The organism is Rhizobium pantanalense, from assembly GCF_030182525.1.
GTDB lineage: Bacteria > Pseudomonadota > Alphaproteobacteria > Rhizobiales > Rhizobiaceae > Rhizobium.
On record NZ_JAQJCH010000001.1, the window covers coordinates 455,732 to 478,054 of the forward strand.

Below are 22,323 nucleotides of genomic sequence, written 5' to 3' on the forward strand. Positions count from 1 at the left end.
TTTTCAGAAAAGAGGCCCGAACACAAAGTAGAATAAAGGTGGTGCTGTCGCTGCTGTCAGTGGCGATACTGCTGTATGCGGGTCGTCCGGAGGCCAGCCAGGCCATGGGTATTGATGGACGACTGCCAGGAGAGGAACTCTTCGACGGTCAACGTATAACGTTCGCAGGCTTCTTCCAAGCTGAGCAGACCACCACGCACGGCGGCGACAACCTCAGCTTTACGACGAATGACCCAGCGGCGCGTATTCGGCGGCGGAAGGTCTGCTATCGTCAGCGGGCTGCCATCGGGGCCGATGACATACTTCACTCGGGGACGTATCATTTCGGTCATTGGACTCTCTACACACACTCAAGACCACGTGTGGCACTCTAGCTTGCCACATTTAAAAATTGCCTAAGCACCTGGTAAGACTTTGCTAATAATTTTAATCAATGTGGCGAAGTGCTGATTTGCGTATGTTTCGCCTGAGAAAAATGCACAAAAGCCCCTGTTACTTCAGGGAAAATCGTATTCACTCTATGATTTTTCGTCAGTGAAAACTTACGCTTTCGGGCCGAAATTAGCCGGTCCGCTCCGCTACTCGCGCGTTCAAGAAAAGCTGCAGGAATTGTTTTTACTTGCAAATAAACTTACGCGGAGACGCCGTGCTTCTGTCCGCCCCAGCAGATGAAGTGCGGATTGGCGAAGTCGGCGTCCGCGCTCTGGTCGGTCTTGCCGTAGGTCAGAAGGCCACCCTCGGCCGTGACGGTCTTGCCGCCCGCCGCCCGCAATACCGCATCGCCGGCTGCCGTATCCCATTCCATGGTACGGCCGAAACGCGGATAAACATCGGCCTTGCCCTCGGCGAGCAGGCAGAATTTCAGCGACGAACCGATCGACGTGCAGCCGGAGACCGCATTGTCGGCGAGAAAACCTTCGGTTTTCGCATTGCTATTGCAGCGGCTGGCAAGCGCAGTCAGCTTGGCTGGCGGTTCACGCACCGCAATATTGACGCGGCTGGTAATGGCAAAATACTTGTCCACCATCAGCTTGCGCGCCCTGCCGGGCTCGCCGGTAAAGGCGACGCCGAGCGCCGGTGCGTAGACGATGCCGATGACGGGGATGCCGTCCTCGATATAGGCGATGTTGACGGTGAATTCATCACGATGCTCGATGAACTCTCGGGTGCCGTCGAGCGGGTCGACGAGAAAGAAGGCGCGGCCGCGGACATCCGGAATCTTGCCGGCTGAAACCTGCTCTTCGGCAATGGCCGGGATATGGGGAAAATCGCGCTCGAGGTGTCTGAGAATAACGTGTTCGGCCCGTTCGTCGGCCAGTGTTACGGGGCTCATGTCCTGCTTCAAGGCAACGGAATAGCCGGCACGATAGACCTCCAGGATGGCCTTTCCTGCTTCGAGCGCCGCCTTTTCGAATGTTGCAAGCATGTGCTTCTTCGTCTTCCGCGCGCTGTCCGCGCCTGAACTCTCCGGGGATATTATATATAAGAATATATAAGAAGTTGCGATTGCGAAGTTAAGACTTCCGATGCCCCGGCTTTCTTGGCCATAGCGCTTGCGCGAGGGTTTAGCAACAGCGGTCCGGAAAGACAGGCCTTTGGCCGGCCGGCCGTGTATTCCTTCCGCAGCAGATAGCGTCCATCGCTGCGCATTCGGAAAAGATCATGTTCTGTTTGCGAAGCTTTTTCGCTCTTTCGGGACTTGTCGTTTTTATTGCATATGCGAATGTGCGGCCGGGTAATGATCAGGATGAATGCATGCGTTATTCGGCTTATCAGCTTCTAAAACAGGCGTTTTCAGGCAATCGCCAGTGGCAGCCGGTGTGGCGGACGCCGGAGCCGAAAGCACATTATGACGTGATCATCGTCGGCGGCGGCGGACATGGCCTGGCAACGGCCTATTATCTCGCCAAGGAATTCGGCATTACCAATGTTGCAGTGCTGGAAAAGAGCTATATCGGCTCCGGCAATGTCGGCCGCAACACGACGATCATCCGTTCCAATTATCTGCTGCCCGGCAACGAGCCTTTCTACGAGTTCTCGATGAAGCTCTGGGAAGGGCTGGAACAGGACTTCAACTACAATGCCATGGTGTCCCAGCGCGGCATCGTCAACCTCTTTCATTCCGATGGCCAGCGCGATGCCTATGCCCGGCGCGGCAACGCCATGCGCATGCACGGTGTCGATGCGGAGCTTCTAAACCGCGAACAGGTTCGGCGGATGATGCCTTACCTCAATTTCGACCATGCGCGCTTTCCGATCCTTGGCGGCCTCCTGCAGCGGCGTGGCGGCACGGCGCGGCACGATGCGGTCGCCTGGGGTTATGCGCGCGGAGCCGACAGCCGCGGCGTCGATCTGATCCAGCAATGCGAAGTGCTCGGCATCCGCCGCGACGAGGGCGGTGCTGTAACGGGGGTCGAAACCAACCGCGGCTTCATCGGCTGCAACAAGCTGGCGCTTGCGGCCGCAGGTCATACGTCGATTCTCGGCAATATGGCCGGTCTGGAGCTCCCAATCGAAACGCATGTGCTGCAGGCTTTTGTTTCCGAAGGGCTGAAGCCTGTTATCGACAATGTCATCACCTATGGCGCGGGACACTTCTATATATCCCAGTCGGACAAGGGCGGCTTGGTCTTCGGCGCCGATATCGATTACTACAGCTCCTATGCGCAACGCGGCAATCTTTCGACCGTCGAGCATACGATGGAGGAGGGGGTGTCACTCATTCCCGGCCTGTCGCGCGTCCGCGTGCTGCGCACCTGGGGCGGCGTCATGGATATGAGCATGGACGGTTCGCCGATCATCGATCGGACGCCCATCGAAAATCTTTATCTGAACTGCGGCTGGAATTATGGCGGCTTCAAAGCGACGCCGGCCTCGGGCTTCTGCTTCGCGCATCTGATCGCCAAGAACGAGAGCCACGATGTCAGCCGCCTTCTGCGTCTTGATCGTTTCGAGCGCGGCTTTGCGATCGACGAAGGCGGCAAGGGTCCGCAGCCGAATCTGCATTGAGGGCACAATACCAATGGCAAGCTTGATCAACTGCCCGCATTGCGGCGTGCGACCTAAAGAAGAATTCTCTATTCGCGGCGCGTCCGTTGCCCGCCCGGCGCCGACGGCGCCGGATGAGGACTGGAACCGTTATGTCTTCATCCGCGACAACGAGCGCGGCCGGATTGAGGAATATTGGCACCATAGCACCGGATGCCGCCGCTGGCTGGTCGTCGACCGCAGCAATGTCACCCATGAGGTCTTTTCCGTTACCGATGCCGAGGACAAGGCGAAGGAGGCGGCGCGATGACGGCCTATCGTCTGTCGACCGGCGGCCTCGTCAATCGCAGCCGCCCCCTGTCCTTCCAGTTCGACGGCAAGGAAATGAAAGGGTTGGAAGGCGATACGCTCGCCGCCGCTCTGCTTGCCAACGACCAGCTGCTGGTTGGCCGCAGCTTCAAATATCACCGGCCGCGCGGTATCCTCACGGCCGGTTCGGCCGAGCCTAACGCGCTCGTCACCATCGGCAAGGATGGGCGCACCGAGCCGAATACGCGCGCCACTGTCGCCGAGCTCTATCAGGGCATGGCGGCTGTAAGCCAGAACCGCTGGCCGTCGCTGAAGCACGATTTCGGCTCGGTCAACAGCTTGCTCTCGCCCTTCCTCGGAGCCGGCTTCTACTACAAGACCTTCATGTGGCCCGCTGCCTTCTGGGAGAAGGTCTATGAGCCGATCATCCGGCGCGCCGCCGGCCTCGGCAAGGCGGTCATGCAGGCCGATCCGGACCGCTACGAGAAAGCCTGGGCGCATTGCGATTTGTTTGTGATCGGCTCCGGTCCGGCGGGCCTAATGGCGGCTCTGACCGCTGCCCGCGCCGGCTTGCGTGTCGTATTGGCGGATGAGGGTTTCCGGCTGGGCGGCTCGCTCTTGTCGGAAAAGCTGACGATCGGCGGCGCTTCCGCTGACGTTTTCGTGCAGGCGACCCTTGAGGAGCTGCAGAGCTTCGAGAACGTCACCTTGATGCCGCGCACGACCGTGTTCGGCTGGTATGACGGCAACGTTTTCGGTGCCGTCGAGAAGGTGCAGAAACATGTGGCGATGCCGTCGCCCGACTTGCCGGTCGAACGCCTCTGGCGCATCGCCGCCAAGCGCGCCATCCTCGCCTCGGGCGCGGAAGAGCGGCCGCTGGTGTTCGGCGGCAATGATCGCCCAGGCGTGATGATGGCCGGCGCCATGCGTAGCTATCTCAACCGCTATGGCGTGGTTGCCGGGCGGAAGGTAGCGGTCTTTACCAATGGCGGCTCCGGCTACAGAACTGCTGCCGACCTTGCCGCTGCAGGGGTCGAGATTTCGGCAATCCTCGATACGCGAGCCGCGGCGGCCGATGCTGCTCCTCAGGGCGTGCGCGTGATTCATGCGGCAACCATCCACGCGACGAAGGGTAAGTATCGCATCAGCGGCGTCATCGCCGATCGCGGCGGGCTCGATGAGCTGATTGCCTGCGATGCGCTGGCCATATCGGGCGGCTGGTCGCCGATCATCCATCTTGCCTGCCAGCGCGGCGCCAAGCCGGTCTGGTCGGACGAGATGCAGGCCTTCATGGCGCCGATCGTCTCCGGTGAGCTGGAGATTGCCGGTTCGGCTGCGGGCATCGAGAGCGTTTCCGGCTGTCTTGCCGATGGCGCACAGAAGGCGCGGGTGATTATCGAAAGCCTGGGCTGCACGGCTCATGCGGAAGATTTTCTTGAGGTTGAAGGCGAGTACGATCCATCTTTCGCGGCGATCTGGCATGTGCCAGGTGCCAAAGACAAAGCGTTCGTCGACTTTCAGAACGACGTCCACACTAAGGATCTTGGGCTCGCTTTGCGCGAAGGCTTCGGCCATGTGGAACATGCCAAGCGCTATACGACAAGCGGCATGGCGACGGATCAAGGCAAGCTCGGCAATGTCAACGCCGCCGGCATCATCGCCGGCATGCGCGGTGTCAGCCCGGCCGCCGTCGGCACCACGACATTCCGGCCGTTCTATACGCCGGTATCCTTTGGCGCACTGGCGGGAACCGCGCGCGACAAGCATGCGCAGCCGGTCAGGGAATCGCCGCTTCATGGATGGGCGAAGAAGAATGGCGCGGTCTTCGTCGAGGCTGGTCTCTGGTATCGCTCGTCCTGGTTCGCCCGGCCGGGCGAGAAAGGCTGGCGCGACAGCGTCGACCGCGAGGTGCTGAACGTCCGCAACAATGTCGGGATCTGCGACGTGTCGACGCTCGGCAAGATCGAGATTTTCGGCAAGGACGCGGCGGAGTTTCTCAACCGCCTCTATTCCAATGCCTTCCTTAAGCTGCCAATCGGCAAGGCGCGCTACGGTTTGATGCTGCGCGAAGATGGTATGGTTTTCGATGACGGCACGACGAGCCGGCTGACGCCCGACCACTTTTTCATGACGACCACGACGGCAATGGCCGGCGAGGTCATGACGCATATGGAATTCTGCGCCCAGACGCTTTGGCCGCTGCTGGACGTTCGCTTCGTGTCCTCGTCCGATCAGTGGGCGCAGATGGCGATTGCCGGCCCGAAGGCGCGGCTGGTGCTGGAGCAGATTGTCGAGGACGATATTTCCGACGCGTTCTTCCCGTTCCTTGCCGCTGCCGAAGTGATGCTGAAGGGCAGCCTCAGGGCGCGTCTGTTCCGCATCTCCTTCTCGGGCGAACTCGCCTATGAACTCGCGGTCCCGGCCGGCTACGGCGAGGCGGTCGCCGATGCCGTTATGGAAGCCGGCAAGGCGCATGGTATCTGCCCCTATGGCGTCGAAGCGCTCAACGTGCTGCGTATCGAGAAGGGGCACGTCACCCATAACGAGCTCGATGGCCGCACCACGCCTGACGATGTCGGGCTTGGCCGCATGATGTCGACGCAGAAGCCGGATTTCATCGGCAAGCGGCTGTCCACCCGCTTTGGTCTGACCGCCGCCGACCGCGGCCAGCTTGTGGGTCTGAAGCCGATCGATACGGCCAAGGAAATTCTCGCCGGAGCGCATATTTTGAAGGAGGGCGCGAGGCCTTCGACCGTGAACGATCAGGGGCATGTCTCTTCGGCGTGCTTCTCGCCGACGCTCGGTCATTCCATCGCGCTCGCTTTCCTGAAGTCCGGCCGGGAACGCATCGGCGAGCGCGTGGTCGTCTGGGACGGGTTGCGTGGCGAGGAAGTGGCGGCAGAGGTCTGCAGCCCCGTCTTCGTCGATCCCGACAACAAGAAGCTTTTGGGGTGATGGATCGATGAGCGTCGCGTTTCAGAACAGTCATGTGCTGGAAGATCATATTTCCGGCTTCGAAGCTGCCGCAAATCCGAATCATCTCGCCGTCGTGCGTCGTCCGGCGATTTTCTCCGTGCTCGCGAAGGCTGGCGATCAGAATGGCGTTCTGGCAAGCCTGAAGGCGCTGAAGGATGTATCGGTTCGCGATGTCGGGCCGAGGGAATGGTTCGTGGTGTCGGAGACGCTCGGTGCCGATAGCGTGGCACGAGATCTTTTCACGCTCGATCCCGCCCGGGCCTCCTTCTTCGAGCAGAGCGACGGTCGCGTGCTGTTGCGCATCTCAGGCCCGAGCGTTCGTCGCATCCTCGCCAAATGCGTGGCTGTCGATCTGCATCCGCAGGTTTTTGCCGAGGGGCAGTCTGCCAACATGCTGTGCTGCTATGTCAGCGCCAATGTTGCCCGCACCGGTCCGGATCGTTTCGAAATCATCGTGCCGCGCTCCTATGCGGGCAGCGTGTTCGAAGAGATCATGGAAATGGGACGGGAGTTCGCGCTCACGGCCGGCTTCGCCGACTGAAAATCCTGACGTTGCCGCACATGGAATGGCTTGCAGCCGGATTCCGTTGCTAATAGCAGATGGCGCGATCCGAACAATTGCGATGGCGCAAACAGACATATCGGTTTCGCAGTTCGGGCTATTTGGCCTATCGGATAGTCTCTAGGTTTCCTCTCAAATACGGTCGGTCGCGCGGGAAGACACCCGGCGGCTTCGTGCCGAAAACAGGGGATTCCCAATGAAAAGCCATGCCAAGGTCGTCGTCATCGGTGGCGGTGTCGTCGGATGTTCGGTGCTCTATCACCTGACGAAATTCGGCTGGACGGATGTGGTGCTGCTCGAGCGCTCCGAGCTGACATCCGGCTCGACCTGGCATGCCGCCGGCGGTATGCATACGATCAATGGCGATCCGAACGTTGCCAAGCTGCAGAAATATACGGTCGAGCTCTACAAGGAGATCGAGGAATATTCGGGCCAGGATATCGGCCTGCATCTGACCTCCGGACTGATGCTGGCGGCCACCCCGCAGCGCTTCGACTGGCTGAAATCCATTCTTGCCAAGGGCCGCTACAATGGTCTGGAGGCGGCGCTGCTGACGCCGAAGGAAGCGCATGAGATGATGCCGCTCCTCGATCCTGAACAGTTCGTCGGCGCTCTTTACGATCCCGTCGAAGGTCATCTCGATCCCTATGGCACCACGCATGCCTATGCTCGTTCGGCCAAGAAGAACGGCGCTGAAATCTACTTGCATACCAAGGTGGAAGAGCTGGTGCAGCGCGAGGATGGTTCCTGGCGTGTCATCACCAATCAGGGCGAGATCATCGCCGAGCATGTCGTCAACGCCGCCGGTCTCTGGGCGCGCGAAGTCGGCCGTATGGTCGGGCTGGAGCTGCCGGTGCTCGCGATGGAGCATATGTATCTCATCACCGAGGATATGCCCGAGGTCATCGACTTCAACAAGACGACGGGCAAGGAGCTCATGCACTGCGTCGACTTCGACGGCGAGATCTATCTGCGCCAGGAGCGGCAGGGCATGCTGATGGGCACCTATGAAAAGGCCTGCCGGCCATGGTCGCCGGTAACGACGCCCTGGGATTTCGGTCACGAACTGCTGGCCGAGGATATCGAGCGCATCACGCCGGAACTGGAAGTCGGCTTCCGCCATTTTCCGGCGTTCAACAATGCCGGCATCAAGAAGATCATCAACGGCCCCTTCACCTTCTCGCCTGATGGCAATCCGCTCGTCGGTCCCGTACGTGGCTTGAGGAACTACTGGTCGGCTTGCGCCGTCATGGCCGGCTTCAGCCAAGGCGGCGGTGTCGGTCTCGCGCTCGCCAACTGGATGATCTACGGCGATCCGGGCTTCGACGTCTTCGCCATGGACGTCTCCCGGTACGGCGATTATGCGACGCTCGCCTATACGAATGCCAAGGTACGCGAGAACTATGCCCGCCGCTTCTCGATCCGCTATCCCAACGAGGAGCTCCCGGCGGCACGTCCGCTGCTGACGACGCCGATCTACGACAAGTTGAAGCAAGCCGGCGGCGTATTCGGCGCCTATTATGGTCTCGAGCAGGCCCTGTGGTTCGCGCCGCAGGGTGAGGCCGACCAATTCTCCTGGCGCCGCTCCAACGACTTCGATGTCGTTGCCGCCGAAGCCAAGGCGGTGCGCGAGAGCGTCGGCCTGATGGAGACTTCGGGCTTTGCCAAGTATTCGGTGAAAGGACCGGGCGCGGAAGCCTTTCTCGACAAGCTGCTGACCTGCCGCATCCCGGCTATCGGCCGCATGACGCTGGCGCCGATGCTAAAGCATGATGGCAAGCTGATCGGCGATTTCACGCTGGCAAAGCTGGGCGAGGGGGATTTCCTTCTCATCGGCTCCGGCGTTGCCGAAGCCTATCATATGCGCTGGTTCGAAGGCCTGCTGCCGAAGGACGGTTCTGTCGAGCTCCAGGCGCTCGGGCTTTCGCTCCTCGGCCTTTCGATCGCCGGCCCGAATGCCCGCAAGTTGCTGCAGAAGCTGACCCATCAGGATTTCTCCACGGCCGCCTTCCCCTTCATGTCGATCCGCCGCATGGATATCGGCATGGCACCCGCCATCGTCGGCCGCGTCTCCTATACCGGTGACCTTGGCTACGAAATCTGGATGAAGCCGGAGCATCAGCGCTATATCTTTGATTTGCTGATGGAGGAAGGCGCCGAGTTCGGCATCCGGCTCTTTGGGTTGAGAGCGCTGAATGCTCTGCGCCTCGACAAATCCTACGGCAGCTGGGCGCGCGAATACCGGCCACTCTACGGGCCGCTCGAGGCTGGCCTCGACCGATTCGTGGCGCTGTCCAAAGAGGCTGATTTCATCGGCAAGGCGGCGGCTGCCAAGGAAAAGGCGGGGGGCGGCACATTGCGCCTGCGGACCTTCATCCTCTCGGCCAGGGATGCCGATGTCATCGGCGATGAGCCGATCTATCACAACGGTGCGGTCTGCGGCTGGGTGACGTCAGGCGGCTATGCGCACGCTTCCGGTCTTTCCGTCGCTGTAGGTTACGTGCCGAAGGAAATCGCCGACAAGGCGCAAGGCTGGTCGATCGAACTGCTCGGTGAGCTCTTGCCGGCAAGGCTGCAGGCCGAGCCGCTGTTCGATGCGGATGGTGCCAGGATGCGCGCGTAAAGTTGCGGTTCAGACGATCCCTATGGCAGGCCCGACGAGGCCTGCCTCTGACAAGAGCTCTTCAGAGTGCAGGCGCCGCTTGTCGGTTTTGGCTAATTTTGAGCCATAGCCTGCCGCTTTCGTGCCATTTTTGGTCGGATTCGCATCAGCGCACGGCGATTTGAAAAGAATTTGTCAATTTCTCGCCTTTTTGGCTTCACATTTCCTTCGAAACCAGTATGGAATCGCGGCCATAGGCCTCTAGAAGGAACCTAAAAAAGCAATAAGAGATGCGGTCGTATGACGCCGCATCCAGGGGAAATGATATATGGATTATTTTATCCAGCAGCTCTTAAACGGGCTGACTCTCGGGTCGATCTACGGCCTGATCGCCATTGGTTACACCATGGTTTACGGCATCATCGGCATGATCAATTTTGCCCACGGTGATGTTTTCATGCTTGGCGGCTTTGCCGCTCTCATCACCTATCTGGTTCTCGTTTCGCTCTTCGCCGGCCTGCCGGTCGCGATCATGCTGCTTGTCATGCTGATCGTCGCCATGCTGATGACGAGCCTGTGGAACTGGGTGATCGAGCGGGTGGCTTATCGACCGCTGCGCGGTTCGTTCCGCCTCGCGCCGCTGATCACGGCGATCGGCATGTCGATCGTTCTGTCGAACTTCATCCAGGTCGCACAGGGGCCGCGCAACAAGCCGATCCCGACGCTGGTGGGTGATGTCTACAACTTCGGCGGCGTCTCGCTGTCGCTGAAGCAGATCATCGTCTTCATCGTCACCGTGGTGCTGCTCGTCGCCTTCTGGTATATCGTCAACAAGACGGCGCTTGGGCGTGCTCAGCGGGCGACCGAACAGGATCGCAAGATGGCGGCACTGCTCGGCATCAATGTCGACCGCACCATCTCCATCACCTTCATCATGGGTGCCGCTCTCGCTGCTGTCGCCGGCACGATGTATCTGATGTATTATGGTGTTGCCAACTTCACGGACGGTTTCGTGCCGGGCGTCAAGGCTTTCACGGCAGCGGTTCTGGGCGGCATCGGCTCGCTTCCGGGCGCTGTTCTCGGCGGCCTGATGATCGGCTTCATCGAGTCCTTCTGGTCTGGCAATTTTCCCATCGCGTATAAGGATGTCGCCACTTACGGCATCCTTGCCTACGTGCTGATCTTCAAGCCGACGGGTATTCTCGGTCGGCCGGAAGTCGAAAAGGTATAACGCCATGGCAAATTCAAACTTCGTTGCAGGCAAGACCGCGCCCGGCCTTGTCCAGAAAGGGATTACGGACGCCTTCTGGACTGCGATCATCGCCTTCGGCATGTTCGTCCTCTATATCGGTCTCAAGACCGATCAGAATATGGACAACAAGCTGATCATCGTGCAGCGCTGGGGCCTTCTGGCAACCATCGTCGCGATCGCCGCTGTCGGCCGCTTCATCATGACGGTCTTCGTCCAGCCTTATCTGGCGGCGCGAAAGGCAGCCAGGGCCAAGGTCGTGCAGGTGGAGGGCGAGCCAAGCTTCGTCTCCAAGCATTTCAACAAGATTGCCCTTGTGCTTCTACTGATCTATCCGCTGGCGGCGGTGGCAATCCTCGGGCCGCAAGGCGCGCTGACCTATGTCGACAATTTCGGCATTCAGATCCTCATCTACGTCATGCTCGCCTGGGGTCTGAATATCGTCGTTGGCCTCGCCGGTCTGCTCGACTTAGGATATGTCGCCTTCTATGCGGTCGGCGCCTATTCCTATGCTCTGCTGTCGACGCATTTCGGCCTGTCCTTCTGGCTGCTTCTGCCGTTGTCGGGCATTCTTGCCGCGCTTTGGGGCATGATTCTGGGCTTTCCGGTGCTGCGTCTGCGGGGCGACTATCTGGCCATCGTCACGCTTGCCTTCGGTGAAATCATCCGCATCGTGCTGACCAACTGGACCGACGTGACGCAGGGAAGCTTCGGCATCTCCAACATCACCAAGGCATCGCTTTTTGGCCTGTATACCTTCGATATGAAGGACCCGCACAACTTCGTTCGCAGTTTCGGTCTGCCGATCTCGTCGGCCTGGTATAAGGTTTTTCTGTTCTACGTGATCCTGCTGCTCTGCATGCTGACTGCCTATGTCACCATCAGGCTGCGCCGCATGCCGATCGGACGTGCGTGGGAAGCGTTGCGTGAGGATGAAATCGCCTGCCGTTCGCTCGGCATCAATACGGTGACCACGAAGCTGACGGCTTTTGCCACCGGAGCCATGTTTGGCGGCTTTGCCGGCTCCTTCTTCGCGGCGCGTCAGGGCTTCGTCTCGCCGGAATCCTTCGTGTTCCTCGAATCCGCCGTGATCCTCGCGATCGTCGTCCTCGGCGGCATGGGGTCGTTGAAGGGCATCGCGATTGCCGCGATCGCCATGATTGGCGGCACCGAATTGCTGCGCAACATGAGCTTCCTCAAGACCGGGCTGGTCTTCGGCGATACGACGATCATTCCCGGTTTCGGCCCGGACTTCACACCGGAACTCTACCGCATGCTGATCTTCGGTCTTGCCATGGTGGTGGTGATGATCTTCAAGCCGCGCGGCTTTGTCGGTACGCGCGAGCCGACGGCTTTCCTCAAGGAGCGAAAAGCGGTTTCAGGCAGCTTCACCAAGGAGGGCCACGGCTGATGAACGCTGTGACCGCAAACCCCAACGACGTCCTCTTGAAGGTCGACCACCTGTCGATGAAGTTCGGCGGCCTGATGGCGATCAACGACTTCTCGTTCGAGGCCAAGCGTGGCGATATCACTGCGCTGATCGGGCCGAACGGCGCCGGCAAGACGACCGTGTTCAACTGCATCACCGGCTTCTACAAACCGACGATGGGCATGCTTACGCTGCAGCAGAAGAGCGGTAAGGAATATCTCCTTGAACGGCTGCCGGATTTCCGGATCACGCGCGAAGCCAAGGTGGCGCGTACCTTCCAGAATATCCGCCTGTTTTCGGGCCTTACGGTGCTCGAAAATCTGCTGGTGGCGCAGCACAACAAGCTGATGCGTGCCTCCGGCTACACGATCCTCGGCCTGCTCGGCATCGGTCCCTATCGTTCTGAGGCCAAGAATGCCATCGAACTTGCGCGCTTCTGGCTCGAAAAGGCCGATCTCATCGATCGCGCCGACGATCCTGCAGGCGATCTTCCTTACGGCGCGCAACGCCGCCTGGAAATCGCGCGCGCCATGTGCACGGGGCCGGAACTGCTTTGCCTGGACGAGCCGGCTGCCGGTCTCAATCCTCGCGAGTCCCTGGTCCTCAACGAATTCCTTCGCAGCATCCGCAAGGACACCGGCACATCGATCCTGCTGATCGAGCACGACATGTCCGTGGTCATGGAAATTTCCGACCATGTCATCGTGCTCGAATACGGGCAGAAGATCGCCGATGGCACGCCGGATGAGGTCAAGAATGATCCTCGCGTGATCGCCGCCTATCTGGGCGTTGAGGATGAGGAAGTGGAAGAGGTGATTGCCGAAGTCGAGCACCTCCAAGAGGGTGAACATTGATGGCGGGGCAACCACTTCTCAAAGTTGCGGGTGTCGAAACCTATTACGGCAATATCCGCGCTCTTGCCGGCGTCGATATCGAAGTCAATAGCGGTGAGATCGTCAGCCTGATCGGCGCAAACGGCGCCGGCAAATCGACGCTGATGATGACAATCTGCGGCAGCCCGCAGGCGCGCACCGGTTCGGTCACCTTCGACGGCCGCGATATCACGCGCATGCCGACGCATGAGATCGCGCGGCTTCGCATCGCGCAGTCGCCCGAGGGTCGGCGGATCTTTCCGCGCATGACCGTCTATGAAAACCTTCAGATGGGCGCGAGTCTCGACAAGCTCAAATATTTCAATGAGGACGTCGAGAAGATATTCACGCTCTTCCCGCGCCTGAAGGAGCGCCAGTCACAGCGGGGCGGAACGCTTTCGGGCGGCGAGCAGCAGATGCTGTCGATCGGCCGCGCACTGATGGCGCGTCCCAAGCTGCTGCTGCTCGACGAGCCGTCGCTTGGCCTGGCGCCGCTGATCGTCAAAGGCATTTTCGAGGCGATAAAGGTTCTGAACCAGACGCAGGGGCTGACCGTGTTCCTCGTCGAGCAGAACGCCTTTGCGGCGCTCAAGCTTTCCGACCGCGCCTATGTGATGGTCAATGGCCGGGTGACGATGAGCGGTTCCGGCAAGGAACTGCTCGCCAATCCGGAGGTGCGCGCCGCCTATCTCGAAGGCGGTCACCATTGAGTTTCGTTTCGCGGAGAATTTGAGATGCAGGGACTTCTCTTCGACACCGATACCGGCGGGCGCATGGTCATCCGCGCTGTTATCGTCATTCTCGGTTTCTGGACCGCATGGCGCGCTGGCCGCGCCGTTGCCTCCAGCTGGGAAACCTATCCGCTTGTCGTGATCTACAGCTTTCTGATCGGCCTTGGCCTGCAGTTTCTGCACCATGCGCTGTTCAATGGCCCGGTTTTTGACGTCACAATCTACATCATCGATGTCGTGCTTCTGCTTGTTTTTGCGACGGCGGGATACCGGTATCGACGTACCGATCAGATGGTGAATAATTATTACTGGCTCTATGAAAAGACCTCGGCCTTTTCCTGGAAGAAGAAGAATTGACAGTGCGCCTAAACTAGGCACAGTCTGCGTACAACCAAGAGCGTTACCCAGCCCCATAAAAACAGACGGGAACGGGCAGGGGTCATGCTTCCAGAGTTCGGAATGCAAGCGTTACCGGCGTGATGATTGGTGGGTATCGCGCAGGGCAGATCAAACGGAACCCGCTTAAAAATTGGGAGTAATAATATGAAGAAGTATCTTCTGTCGGCGGTGGCCTTGTCGGCGATGATCGCTTTCGGCGGCGTTGCGAAGGCCGACATTATCGTTGGCGTCGGTGGTCCGTTGACGGGCCCGAATGCTGCGTTTGGCGCGCAGCTTCAGAAGGGTGCAGAGCAGGCAGCAGCAGATATCAATGCGGCCGGCGGTATCAATGGCGAAAAAATCAAGATCGAACTCGGCGACGACGTCTCCGATGCCAAGCAGGGCGTTTCGGTCGCAAACAAGTTCGTCGCTGACGGTGTGAAGTTCGTTGTCGGTCACTTCAACTCGGGCGTTTCCATCCCGGCTTCGGAAGTCTACGCTGAAAACGGCATCCTGCAGATCACGCCCGCTTCGACGAACCCGAAGTTCACCGAACGCGGCCTGTGGAACACGTTCCGTACTTGCGGTCGCGACGACCAGCAGGGCGAAGTTGCCGGCAAGTATATCGCCGACAACTTCAAGGGCGCCAAGGTTGCCGTCGTTCACGACAAGACCCCGTATGGTCAGGGCCTGGCCGATGAAACCAAGAAGAACCTCAACGCCGCCGGCGTGACGGAAGTTCTTTATGAAGGCATCACCCCCGGTGACAAGGACTACTCGGCCCTGATCGCGAAGATGAAGCAGGCTGGCGTCGACTTCGTCTACTACGGCGGTCTGCACACGGAAGCTGGCCTCATCATGCGTCAGATGGCCGATCAGGGTGTGAAGGCTCACTTCATGTCGGGTGACGGTATCGTCTCGAACGAGCTGGCATCGATCGCCGGCGACGCTGTCGACGGCACGCTGATGACCTTCGCGCCGGATCCGCGCAAGAACCCGGCTTCCGCCGATCTCGTCGCCAAGTTCCGCGCTGCCGGCTACGAGCCGGAAGGCTATACGCTCTACTCCTACTCGGCTCTGCAGGTTATCGCTGCCGCCGCCAAGGCTGCCGGTTCCAACGATCCGATGGCCGTTGCTGACGCGCTGAAGGCAAAGGGTCCGTTCAAGACCGCTATCGGCGACCTGGGCTTCAACGCCAAGGGCGACATCACCCGTCCGGACTACGTGATGTACAAGTGGTCGAAGGGTTCCGACGGCAAGTACAACTACGCCGAAATTTCGAAGTAAACTTTGCGACGCCGGTTTCCGGCATCGGCAAGCTCAGGGAGCCCGGCCATCGGCCGGGCTTTTTCATATCTGCGATAGCGGTTCTCCATTTCCTTCATGCCGAAGCTGCTTTAAGTCTCCCCTGTATCGGCAGGAGGATCACAGCATGAGCAAACCCCGTATTCTCGTGACCCGGCGCTGGCCATCGGCGGTCGAGGCGGTGCTTTCGGAGCGTTTCGACACCGCTTTGAACAGGAATGACGCAGCACTCGATGCGGGGCAGCTGCGCGAGGCGCTGCTCACCTATGACGCTGTCCTGCCGACCGTTTCCGACAAGCTTCCGGCCGCGCTTTTCGAGGGAGCGATCCGCTCAAAGATCCTCGGTAATTTCGGTGTCGGCTTCAACCACATCGATATCGCTGCTGCCAAGGAAAAAGGCGTAGCCGTCACCAACACGCCAGGCGTGCTGACGGATTGCACGGCTGACATCGCCATGCTGCTGCTTCTTTCCGTTGCCCGACGCGGCGGCGAAGGTGAGCGGGAGGTCAGGGCCGGAGTCTGGACCGGCTGGCGGCCGACGCATCTCGTCGGCACCAAGGTGACGGGCAAGACTGTCGGCATCATCGGCTTCGGCCGTATCGGTCGTGCCTTCGCGCAGCGCTGTCACTTCGGCTTTGGCATGGATGTCGTCTTCTACAATCGTTCCGCCATCGATCCGATGGAAGCTTCGCGCTATGGCGCCATGCAATTGCAGACCGTCGAGGATGTTCTGGAAGTCTCCGACTTCGTCTCGCTGCACTGCCCGGGCGGCGCCGAGAACCGCCATCTGATGAACGCGGCCCGCCTTGCAGCCATGAAACCCGAGGCTTTCCTGATCAACACCGCAAGGGGGGATGTCGTCGACGAAGCGGCGCTGATTTCAGCACTGGAGCAGGGGACGATCCGCGGCGCCGGCCTTGACGTCTACGAGGCTGAACCGCATGTGCCCGAGCGGTTGAGGGCGATGGACAATGTCGTGCTGCTGCCGCATCTCGGCAGCGCCACAGAAGAGACACGTACGGCCATGGGCATGAAAGTCGTCGACAATATCGCCGCCTTCTTTGCCGGGCGGGAGCCGCCGGATCGCGTAGTCTAGGCAGAAACGCAGAAATCCAGACTGCGATAGGACGTTGCCGGACACGCATCCATGAGGTGGCGGCGTCAATCACTTGAAGTGCTGTCATATGTGCCGTTTTCCGGCAAGGAGGAACAGTGTCTGAGAATGACTATGATGCGTTCGCAGCCGCCTATCAGGCAGACAATGAGAACAATGCCTGGAATGCTTACTATGAGCGACCTGCAATTCTCTCGCTCGCCGGTGACGTTGCCGGACTTCGCGTTCTCGATGCGGGTTGCGGAGGCGGGGCTCATGGGGCCGCCCTCGTCGATCGGGGAGCGGTTCTGACCGGCGTCGATGCGAGCGCGGGCTTGCTCGAAATCGCGCGTCGCCGCCTGGAAGGGCGGGCGCGATTGTTGCTGGCCGATTTGAACGAGCGATTGCCTTTCGAAGACGGCGCTTTCGATTTGGTCATGGCGTCATTGGTCATGCACTATCTGCACGATTGGTCGCGGCCTCTTTCGGAGTTCAGGCGTGTCTTGTCCGATGGCGGCCGCCTGATTTTTTCGACGCATCATCCGTTCATGGATCATGATCCGGCCAGCGGGGAAAGCTATTTCGAGACCTATAATTTCAGCGAGACGTGGCACCGCGGCGGCAAGAACATCACCATGCGATTTTGGCACCGGCCGCTCCATGCCATGTTCGATGCGCTGAGATCGGCCGGATTTCGGATCGATGTCGTAAGCGAGCCGCAGCCGGATCCCAGGGGCAGCACTCTTTTCCCCGACGCATACAAGAGCCTGACGACCAAGCCGCGCTTCCTGTTCTTCTCGGCAGTGAAGGGGTAAATGCGCTTTGCAGGCAGAGCTTTCTGTAGACGGCTTCCGATACCTGTTCGACCCACTGAAATTTACCGCCTTTCTTTTCGGCATTTGATGAAAAATCCAGCTCATATGGCTGGTGTAGGGTCGATATCGCGCCGCGTCGAATAAGGCACAGGAATTGCTTGCATTTATTCCTTGCCGGGCTTCAATGGCCCGGGCTTGGCAAAGTGCAATGCGTGGAGAGGCTGATGGCAATGATGGCGGCAGGCACGAGACCGCAGAGGGCGCGGGGTCGCGGCCATCTTGCGGCGAAGTCGCTTGGCGGCCGCACGCGTCTGGCCGAGCTCTTCCAGGAGGGGGCAGCAAAGATCCGGCTGCCGGAAACCTTCGATCATTCGATGGAGGCAGTTATCATCAACACCGCCGGCGGTCTCACCGGCGGTGACCGGATGGATTGGAGCGTCGTTGCCGGGCCGGGCACGCGCATCGATGTAACGACACAGGCCTGCGAGAAAATCTACAAGGCTTCGATGGGTACGGCCGAGGTTGAAACTTCGATCAAGGTCGGTAGCGGTGCTCGAGTCGATTGGCTGCCGCAGGAGACCATCCTGTTCGATCGCGCCTCGCTTTCCCGTGCATTGAATGTCGAGCTTGACGAAGCGGCCGAATTCCTTGCCGTAGAGGCGATCTTGCTCGGCCGGAAAGCCATGGGCGAGGCGATGGAGCAGGGGCTGTTTCGCGATCGCTGGCGCATCCGCCGCGGCGGACGGCTGGTTCATGCCGAGGAGCTGCGTCTGGACGGCGATGTGGCTGCGTTGACGGCGAAAATGGCGGTGCTTGACGATCAGGTGGCCTTTGCGACCTTGCTCTATGTCGGCCCGCTGGCCGAAACCTATCTCGGCCGGATCAGGCCGCTCCTCGAAAACCATATGGCAGGCGCCAGCCACTGGGGCGAGAAGCTCGTCGTGCGGCTCGCCGCCGCCGATGGCTTCGCGCTCAGAAAAATTCTCATTCCGATCATTTCCGCCTTGCGCGACGGAGCGCCCGTGCCGAAAGTCTGGAATCTGTAAATTGAGCAAACAGCAATCACATAGGTAGGCGATGAACCTCACTCCGAGAGAAAAAGACAAGCTGCTGATTTCGATGGCGGCGATGGTGGCGCGGCGGCGGCTGGAGCGTGGCGTCAAGCTCAATCATCCCGAAGCCATCGCGCTGATCACGGATTTCGTGGTCGAAGGTGCGCGCGACGGCCGCCCGGTTGCCGAGCTGATGGAGACCGGCGCCCATGTCATCACCCGCGATCAGGTTATGGAGGGAGTTGCCGAGATGATCCATGATGTTCAGGTCGAGGCGACGTTCCCCGACGGCACCAAGCTCGTGACCGTCCACGAGCCCATCCGGTGAGGCTGAAATGCTGGAATTGAGACCCAATTGCGAATGCTGCGACAGGAATTTACCGCCGGATAGCGAAGAGGCGATGATCTGCACCTTCGAGTGCACCTTCTGCGCCAATTGTGCCAATACGGTGCTGGACGGTGTCTGCCCGAACTGTGGCGGTGACTTCGCGCGGCGTCCAATCCGCCCGGCAGCCTTGCTCGTCAAATATCCCGCTTCGACCAAGCGTGTTCTGAAAGCTGAGGGATGCGCGCCCGTCCGGGCCGCATGAGGAGAGAACCATGATTCCAGGTGAAATCATTGCCGTAGGCGGCGACATAGAACTCAATGCCGGAGCCCCGACCGTGACGCTTGAGGTTTCCAATACCGGCGATCGGCCGGTGCAGGTCGGGAGCCATTATCATTTTGCCGAGACCAATGCCGGGCTTTCCTTCGACCGCGACCAGGCAAGGGGCATGCGGCTCGACATTCCCGCCGGAACAGCCGTGCGCTTCGAGCCAGGGCAGACGCGCTCCGTCACCCTAATCCCGCTGTCGGGCAAGCGCGAGGTCTACGGCTTCCGTCAGCAGGTCATGGGCAAGCTTTAGTTCTGGGGGATGTCGATGAAATTGCTTGCGTCCGCCGCCGCTCTTGTCGCCGTTCTCGTTTGCGGCCCAGTTTTTGCGCAGAAAACCGTGAGCAGATCCGGGGGCGATTGCGCCAATGCACAGACGCAGACGGACATGAACGTCTGCGCTGTGCTCGAATTGGGTGAGGCCGACAAGGCGCTGAACGCGCAATACAAGAAGACCCGGGCAGCAATGGTTGCCATCGACGCGGATCTCGACAACGACATGAAGGGCGCCGAAAAGGCGCTCATCAAGGCGCAGCGCGCCTGGGTGGATTATCGCGACGGCGAATGCGAGGCCCAAGGGTTCCTGGCGCGGGGCGGCTCGATGGAGCCCATGCTCGTATCCGGCTGCAAGGCGGACCTAACGAAGAAGCGGACGAAGGAATTGAAGAACCTCGCCGATGGACCGGAGGGCAACCAGTGAGTCCCAGGCGTAGCGTGATGATCGTCGGTAATGGTGAGATTGCGGCAGGTGCCGCAGCTGTCATCGATGCCGCCGACCTTGTGATCCGTTTCAACGATTGCCGCTCGATGGGGGCCGGCGGCACTCGGACCGACGTCGTTGCGGTGTGCAACACCGGCCGGCCGGCGCGCGCCATGCTCGGCTCGGCAGAATGGCGCAAGAGCCCTGCCGTTGCTTCCGCATCCGAGATCTGGAGCGTGCGCGATCCGGTCAAATTCGCGGCGCTGCGTGCGCCGCTTGCGATCTCGCATCCGGAACTCGACGATTTCTGTGACGATTATACCGACCAGTTCACCGCCTTCTGTCAGGCAACCGGCAAGCGACATGTCGTGATCGGCCGATCCATTCACGAAGGTGTCGATGCTGCACTCGCAGAACATGAGCCCGGCTCTTACGTGGTGCCGAGCAGCGGCCTGATCGTGATTGCCGAGGTGATGGCGCGCCATCCTGACGACGATATCGCCATTACCGGTTTCGGCCACACAGGCTGGGAAGAGCATCCCTTCGCCGCCGAGAAACGGCTGGTGGACGCCTACATATCCCTCGGTCGCCTGAGGCGACTTGCCGACACGAAACTCCTCTCTGCCTCCCAAGGAGATTGATTGATGCCCTACAGGATTTCCCGCGCCGCCTATGCCAGCATGTTCGGACCGACCGTCGGCGACAAAGTGCGTCTGGCCGACACCGAATTGTTCATCGAAGTGGAGAAGGATTTCACCACCTATGGCGAGGAGGTGAAGTTCGGCGGCGGCAAGGTCATTCGCGACGGCATGGGGCAGAGCCAGGTGACGCGAGCAAATGGCGCCGTCGATACCGTCATCACCAATGCGCTGATCCTCGACCATTGGGGGATCGTCAAGGCGGATATCGGTTTGAAGGACGGCCGCATCGTCGCGATCGGCAAGGCCGGCAATCCGGACATGCAGCCCGGTGTCAACATCATCGTCGGACCGGGCACGGAAGCAATCGCCGGCGAGGGCAAGATCGTAACTGCCGGCGGCATGGACAGCCACATCCATTTCATCTGCCCGCAGCAGATCGAGGAAGCCCTGATGTCGGGCGTCACCACCATGCTCGGTGGAGGCACGGGGCCGGCGCATGGAACGCTGGCAACGACCTGCACGCCGGGGCCATGGCATCTGGCACGCATGATCGAATCCTTCGATGCCTTTCCCATGAATATCGGTCTTTCGGCCAAGGGCAATGCATCCGTTCCAGCCGCTTTGGAGGAAATGGTGCTTGGCGGAGCCTGCTCACTCAAGTTGCATGAGGATTGGGGCACGACGCCGGCGGCGATCGACTGCTGCCTCAGCGTCGCTGACGAATACGATGTGCAGGTGATGATCCACACGGATACGTTGAATGAAAGCGGCTTCGTGGAGGATACGATCGGTGCCATCAAAGGTCGCACCATTCATGCCTTCCACACGGAAGGCGCGGGCGGCGGCCATGCGCCTGATATCATCAAGATCTGCGGCCAGTCGAACGTCATCCCGTCTTCAACCAATCCGACGCGGCCCTATACGGTTAATACGATCGCCGAGCATCTGGACATGCTGATGGTCTGCCATCACCTGTCGCCGTCGATTCCTGAAGACATTGCCTTTGCCGAAAGCCGCATCCGTAAGGAGACAATCGCCGCGGAGGATATTCTCCACGATATCGGCGCCTTCTCGATCATTTCATCCGACAGCCAGGCCATGGGCCGCGTCGGCGAAGTGGCGATCCGCACCTGGCAGACTGCCGACAAGATGAAGCGCCAGCGCGGCCGCCTGGCGCAGGAGACCGGCGACAACGACAATTTCCGTGCGAAGCGCTACATCGCCAAATATACGATCAATCCGGCGATCGCGCACGGCGTCAGCCATGAGGTCGGTTCGATCGAGGTCGGAAAGCGTGCAGATCTGGTGCTCTGGAATCCAGCCTTTTTCGGCGTGAAGCCGGAGATGGTATTGATCGGCGGTTCCATCGCGGCTGCTCCCATGGGCGATCCGAATGCCTCGATTCCGACGCCGCAGCCGATGCACTACCGGCCGATGTTCGGCGCCTATGGCAAGAATCGGACGAATTCCTCCGTGACCTTCGTTTCACAGGCGGCGTTCGATGCCGGGCTTGCCGGCAAGCTCGGCGTCGCCAAGGCGCTGCTGCCCGTCAAGAACACGCGCGGCGGCATTTCTAAGGCATCGATGATCCACAACAGCCTAACGCCGCATATCGAGGTGGATCCGGAAACCTATGAAGTGCGGGCCGATGGCGAGCTTCTGACCTGCGAGCCGGCAACCGTGCTGCCGATGGCGCAGCGCTATTTTCTTTTCTGAGGATATTTCGGACGCCGATCATCAGCAGATATGAAAGCCCCGGTTTTTCCGGGGTTTTCTCATGTTGCGTACTGGGCGCAGCAATATCAATGACATGAGAGGGTGGCGCCCCCATCGCGCATTTCTGCCGGCAATCCGGATTTGTGGATGTACCTTCCCGGCTGTTCACAACTTGGGAAATGCACCGCATTTTAATCATTCCATTAAAGGCCTGGAAGCGTCTTCACCCCTATCTCACATGATTGAAATAGT

General features: G+C 59.9%; 22 protein-coding genes. 20 read left to right on the forward strand and 2 right to left on the reverse strand.

From position 1 onward, the window contains the following. Positions 1-56 precede the first annotated feature (56 nt). Positions 57-332, reverse strand: coding sequence for a CtrA inhibitor SciP (sciP, locus tag PH558_RS02195; protein WP_004107124.1), 276 nt, complete (start codon positions 330-332; stop codon positions 57-59). 299 nt (positions 333-631) lie between these two features. Continuing rightward, complete coding sequence (cysQ, locus tag PH558_RS02200) at positions 632-1,426, reverse strand: 3'(2'),5'-bisphosphate nucleotidase CysQ (RefSeq protein ID WP_285201945.1); 795 nt, start codon at positions 1,424-1,426, stop codon at positions 632-634. 329 nt (positions 1,427-1,755) lie between these two features. Between cysQ and PH558_RS02205 the strand changes: the two genes are divergently transcribed. From PH558_RS02205 to ureC, 20 genes are all read left to right on the forward strand, one after another. Next, positions 1,756-3,009 carry a sarcosine oxidase subunit beta family protein gene (locus tag PH558_RS02205; protein ID WP_285201946.1) on the forward strand — a complete coding sequence of 418 codons (1,254 nt, stop codon included), beginning with the start codon at positions 1,756-1,758 and terminating at the stop codon, positions 3,007-3,009. A gap of 13 nt (positions 3,010-3,022) precedes the next feature. Continuing rightward, positions 3,023-3,298: a sarcosine oxidase subunit delta gene (locus tag PH558_RS02210; RefSeq protein WP_285201947.1), complete on the forward strand. Its 276-nt coding sequence runs from the start codon at positions 3,023-3,025 to the stop codon at positions 3,296-3,298. Next, on the forward strand, positions 3,295-6,252 hold the full coding sequence (locus tag PH558_RS02215; RefSeq protein WP_285201948.1) for a sarcosine oxidase subunit alpha family protein: 2,958 nt from the start codon (positions 3,295-3,297) through the stop codon (positions 6,250-6,252). The genes PH558_RS02210 and PH558_RS02215 overlap by 4 nt, the downstream gene beginning before the upstream one ends. 7 nt (positions 6,253-6,259) lie before the next feature. Then, complete coding sequence (locus PH558_RS02220; RefSeq protein ID WP_285201949.1) at positions 6,260-6,814, forward strand: sarcosine oxidase subunit gamma; 555 nt, start codon at positions 6,260-6,262, stop codon at positions 6,812-6,814. A 217-nt stretch (positions 6,815-7,031) separates the two neighbouring features. Next, the gene (locus PH558_RS02225; protein ID WP_285201950.1) at positions 7,032-9,458 is read left to right on the forward strand and encodes a GcvT family protein; all 2,427 of its coding nucleotides are present in this window, start codon (positions 7,032-7,034) and stop codon (positions 9,456-9,458) included. A gap of 307 nt (positions 9,459-9,765) precedes the next feature. Next, positions 9,766-10,668 carry a branched-chain amino acid ABC transporter permease gene (locus tag PH558_RS02230; RefSeq protein WP_095435606.1) on the forward strand — a complete coding sequence of 301 codons (903 nt, stop codon included), beginning with the start codon at positions 9,766-9,768 and terminating at the stop codon, positions 10,666-10,668. A 4-nt stretch (positions 10,669-10,672) separates the two neighbouring features. Then, positions 10,673-12,097 (forward strand): high-affinity branched-chain amino acid ABC transporter permease LivM, encoded by a 1,425-nt coding sequence (gene livM, locus PH558_RS02235; RefSeq protein WP_095435605.1) that lies wholly within the window; start codon positions 10,673-10,675, stop codon positions 12,095-12,097. Then, on the forward strand, positions 12,097-12,969 hold the full coding sequence (locus PH558_RS02240) for an ABC transporter ATP-binding protein (protein ID WP_095435604.1): 873 nt from the start codon (positions 12,097-12,099) through the stop codon (positions 12,967-12,969). The genes livM and PH558_RS02240 overlap by 1 nt, the downstream gene beginning before the upstream one ends. Further along, complete coding sequence (locus tag PH558_RS02245) at positions 12,969-13,697, forward strand: ABC transporter ATP-binding protein (protein WP_069611708.1); 729 nt, start codon at positions 12,969-12,971, stop codon at positions 13,695-13,697. The genes PH558_RS02240 and PH558_RS02245 overlap by 1 nt, the downstream gene beginning before the upstream one ends. 24 nt (positions 13,698-13,721) lie before the next feature. After that, a complete protein-coding gene (locus PH558_RS02250; RefSeq protein ID WP_095435603.1) occupies positions 13,722-14,075 on the forward strand; it encodes a DUF6867 family protein in 354 nt (117 codons plus the stop codon). A 186-nt stretch (positions 14,076-14,261) separates the two neighbouring features. After that, a complete protein-coding gene (locus PH558_RS02255) occupies positions 14,262-15,383 on the forward strand; it encodes a branched-chain amino acid ABC transporter substrate-binding protein (protein ID WP_095435602.1) in 1,122 nt (373 codons plus the stop codon). A gap of 145 nt (positions 15,384-15,528) precedes the next feature. Beyond that, positions 15,529-16,497 (forward strand): 2-hydroxyacid dehydrogenase, encoded by a 969-nt coding sequence (locus PH558_RS02260; RefSeq protein WP_285201951.1) that lies wholly within the window; start codon positions 15,529-15,531, stop codon positions 16,495-16,497. A 116-nt stretch (positions 16,498-16,613) separates the two neighbouring features. Continuing rightward, positions 16,614-17,309, forward strand: coding sequence for a class I SAM-dependent methyltransferase (locus PH558_RS02265; RefSeq protein WP_285201952.1), 696 nt, complete (start codon positions 16,614-16,616; stop codon positions 17,307-17,309). Between the two features lie 224 nt (positions 17,310-17,533). Then, the gene (locus PH558_RS02270) at positions 17,534-18,355 is read left to right on the forward strand and encodes an urease accessory protein UreD (protein ID WP_285201953.1); all 822 of its coding nucleotides are present in this window, start codon (positions 17,534-17,536) and stop codon (positions 18,353-18,355) included. Positions 18,356-18,386: 31 nt separating this feature from the next. Continuing rightward, a complete protein-coding gene (locus tag PH558_RS02275) occupies positions 18,387-18,689 on the forward strand; it encodes an urease subunit gamma (RefSeq protein ID WP_015340839.1) in 303 nt (100 codons plus the stop codon). Positions 18,690-18,696: 7 nt separating this feature from the next. Beyond that, complete coding sequence (locus PH558_RS02280; RefSeq protein ID WP_113408153.1) at positions 18,697-18,951, forward strand: DUF1272 domain-containing protein; 255 nt, start codon at positions 18,697-18,699, stop codon at positions 18,949-18,951. Positions 18,952-18,961: 10 nt separating this feature from the next. Beyond that, positions 18,962-19,267 carry an urease subunit beta gene (locus PH558_RS02285; protein ID WP_113229972.1) on the forward strand — a complete coding sequence of 102 codons (306 nt, stop codon included), beginning with the start codon at positions 18,962-18,964 and terminating at the stop codon, positions 19,265-19,267. 15 nt (positions 19,268-19,282) lie between these two features. After that, the gene (locus tag PH558_RS02290; protein ID WP_095436337.1) at positions 19,283-19,714 is read left to right on the forward strand and encodes a lysozyme inhibitor LprI family protein; all 432 of its coding nucleotides are present in this window, start codon (positions 19,283-19,285) and stop codon (positions 19,712-19,714) included. A gap of 17 nt (positions 19,715-19,731) precedes the next feature. Continuing rightward, a complete protein-coding gene (locus PH558_RS02295) occupies positions 19,732-20,355 on the forward strand; it encodes a Urease operon accessory protein (RefSeq protein ID WP_095435597.1) in 624 nt (207 codons plus the stop codon). Positions 20,356-20,358: 3 nt separating this feature from the next. Further along, positions 20,359-22,071 (forward strand): urease subunit alpha, encoded by a 1,713-nt coding sequence (gene ureC, locus PH558_RS02300; protein ID WP_285201954.1) that lies wholly within the window; start codon positions 20,359-20,361, stop codon positions 22,069-22,071. Positions 22,072-22,323 lie beyond the last annotated feature (252 nt).

Coding starts and splice junctions, on each gene's coding strand:
- sciP (WP_004107124.1), bottom strand. CDS start 332: ATGACCGAAATGATACGTCCCCGAGTGAAGTATGTCATCGGCCCCGAT.
- cysQ (WP_285201945.1), bottom strand. CDS start 1,426: ATGCTTGCAACATTCGAAAAGGCGGCGCTCGAAGCAGGAAAGGCCATC.
- PH558_RS02205 (WP_285201946.1), top strand. CDS start 1,756: ATGCGTTATTCGGCTTATCAGCTTCTAAAACAGGCGTTTTCAGGCAAT.
- PH558_RS02210 (WP_285201947.1), top strand. CDS start 3,023: ATGGCAAGCTTGATCAACTGCCCGCATTGCGGCGTGCGACCTAAAGAA.
- PH558_RS02215 (WP_285201948.1), top strand. CDS start 3,295: ATGACGGCCTATCGTCTGTCGACCGGCGGCCTCGTCAATCGCAGCCGC.
- PH558_RS02220 (WP_285201949.1), top strand. CDS start 6,260: ATGAGCGTCGCGTTTCAGAACAGTCATGTGCTGGAAGATCATATTTCC.
- PH558_RS02225 (WP_285201950.1), top strand. CDS start 7,032: ATGAAAAGCCATGCCAAGGTCGTCGTCATCGGTGGCGGTGTCGTCGGA.
- PH558_RS02230 (WP_095435606.1), top strand. CDS start 9,766: ATGGATTATTTTATCCAGCAGCTCTTAAACGGGCTGACTCTCGGGTCG.
- livM (WP_095435605.1), top strand. CDS start 10,673: ATGGCAAATTCAAACTTCGTTGCAGGCAAGACCGCGCCCGGCCTTGTC.
- PH558_RS02240 (WP_095435604.1), top strand. CDS start 12,097: ATGAACGCTGTGACCGCAAACCCCAACGACGTCCTCTTGAAGGTCGAC.
- PH558_RS02245 (WP_069611708.1), top strand. CDS start 12,969: ATGGCGGGGCAACCACTTCTCAAAGTTGCGGGTGTCGAAACCTATTAC.
- PH558_RS02250 (WP_095435603.1), top strand. CDS start 13,722: ATGCAGGGACTTCTCTTCGACACCGATACCGGCGGGCGCATGGTCATC.
- PH558_RS02255 (WP_095435602.1), top strand. CDS start 14,262: ATGAAGAAGTATCTTCTGTCGGCGGTGGCCTTGTCGGCGATGATCGCT.
- PH558_RS02260 (WP_285201951.1), top strand. CDS start 15,529: ATGAGCAAACCCCGTATTCTCGTGACCCGGCGCTGGCCATCGGCGGTC.
- PH558_RS02270 (WP_285201953.1), top strand. CDS start 17,534: ATGGCAATGATGGCGGCAGGCACGAGACCGCAGAGGGCGCGGGGTCGC.
- PH558_RS02275 (WP_015340839.1), top strand. CDS start 18,387: ATGAACCTCACTCCGAGAGAAAAAGACAAGCTGCTGATTTCGATGGCG.
- PH558_RS02280 (WP_113408153.1), top strand. CDS start 18,697: ATGCTGGAATTGAGACCCAATTGCGAATGCTGCGACAGGAATTTACCG.
- PH558_RS02285 (WP_113229972.1), top strand. CDS start 18,962: ATGATTCCAGGTGAAATCATTGCCGTAGGCGGCGACATAGAACTCAAT.
- PH558_RS02290 (WP_095436337.1), top strand. CDS start 19,283: ATGAAATTGCTTGCGTCCGCCGCCGCTCTTGTCGCCGTTCTCGTTTGC.
- PH558_RS02295 (WP_095435597.1), top strand. CDS start 19,732: ATGATCGTCGGTAATGGTGAGATTGCGGCAGGTGCCGCAGCTGTCATC.
- ureC (WP_285201954.1), top strand. CDS start 20,359: ATGCCCTACAGGATTTCCCGCGCCGCCTATGCCAGCATGTTCGGACCG.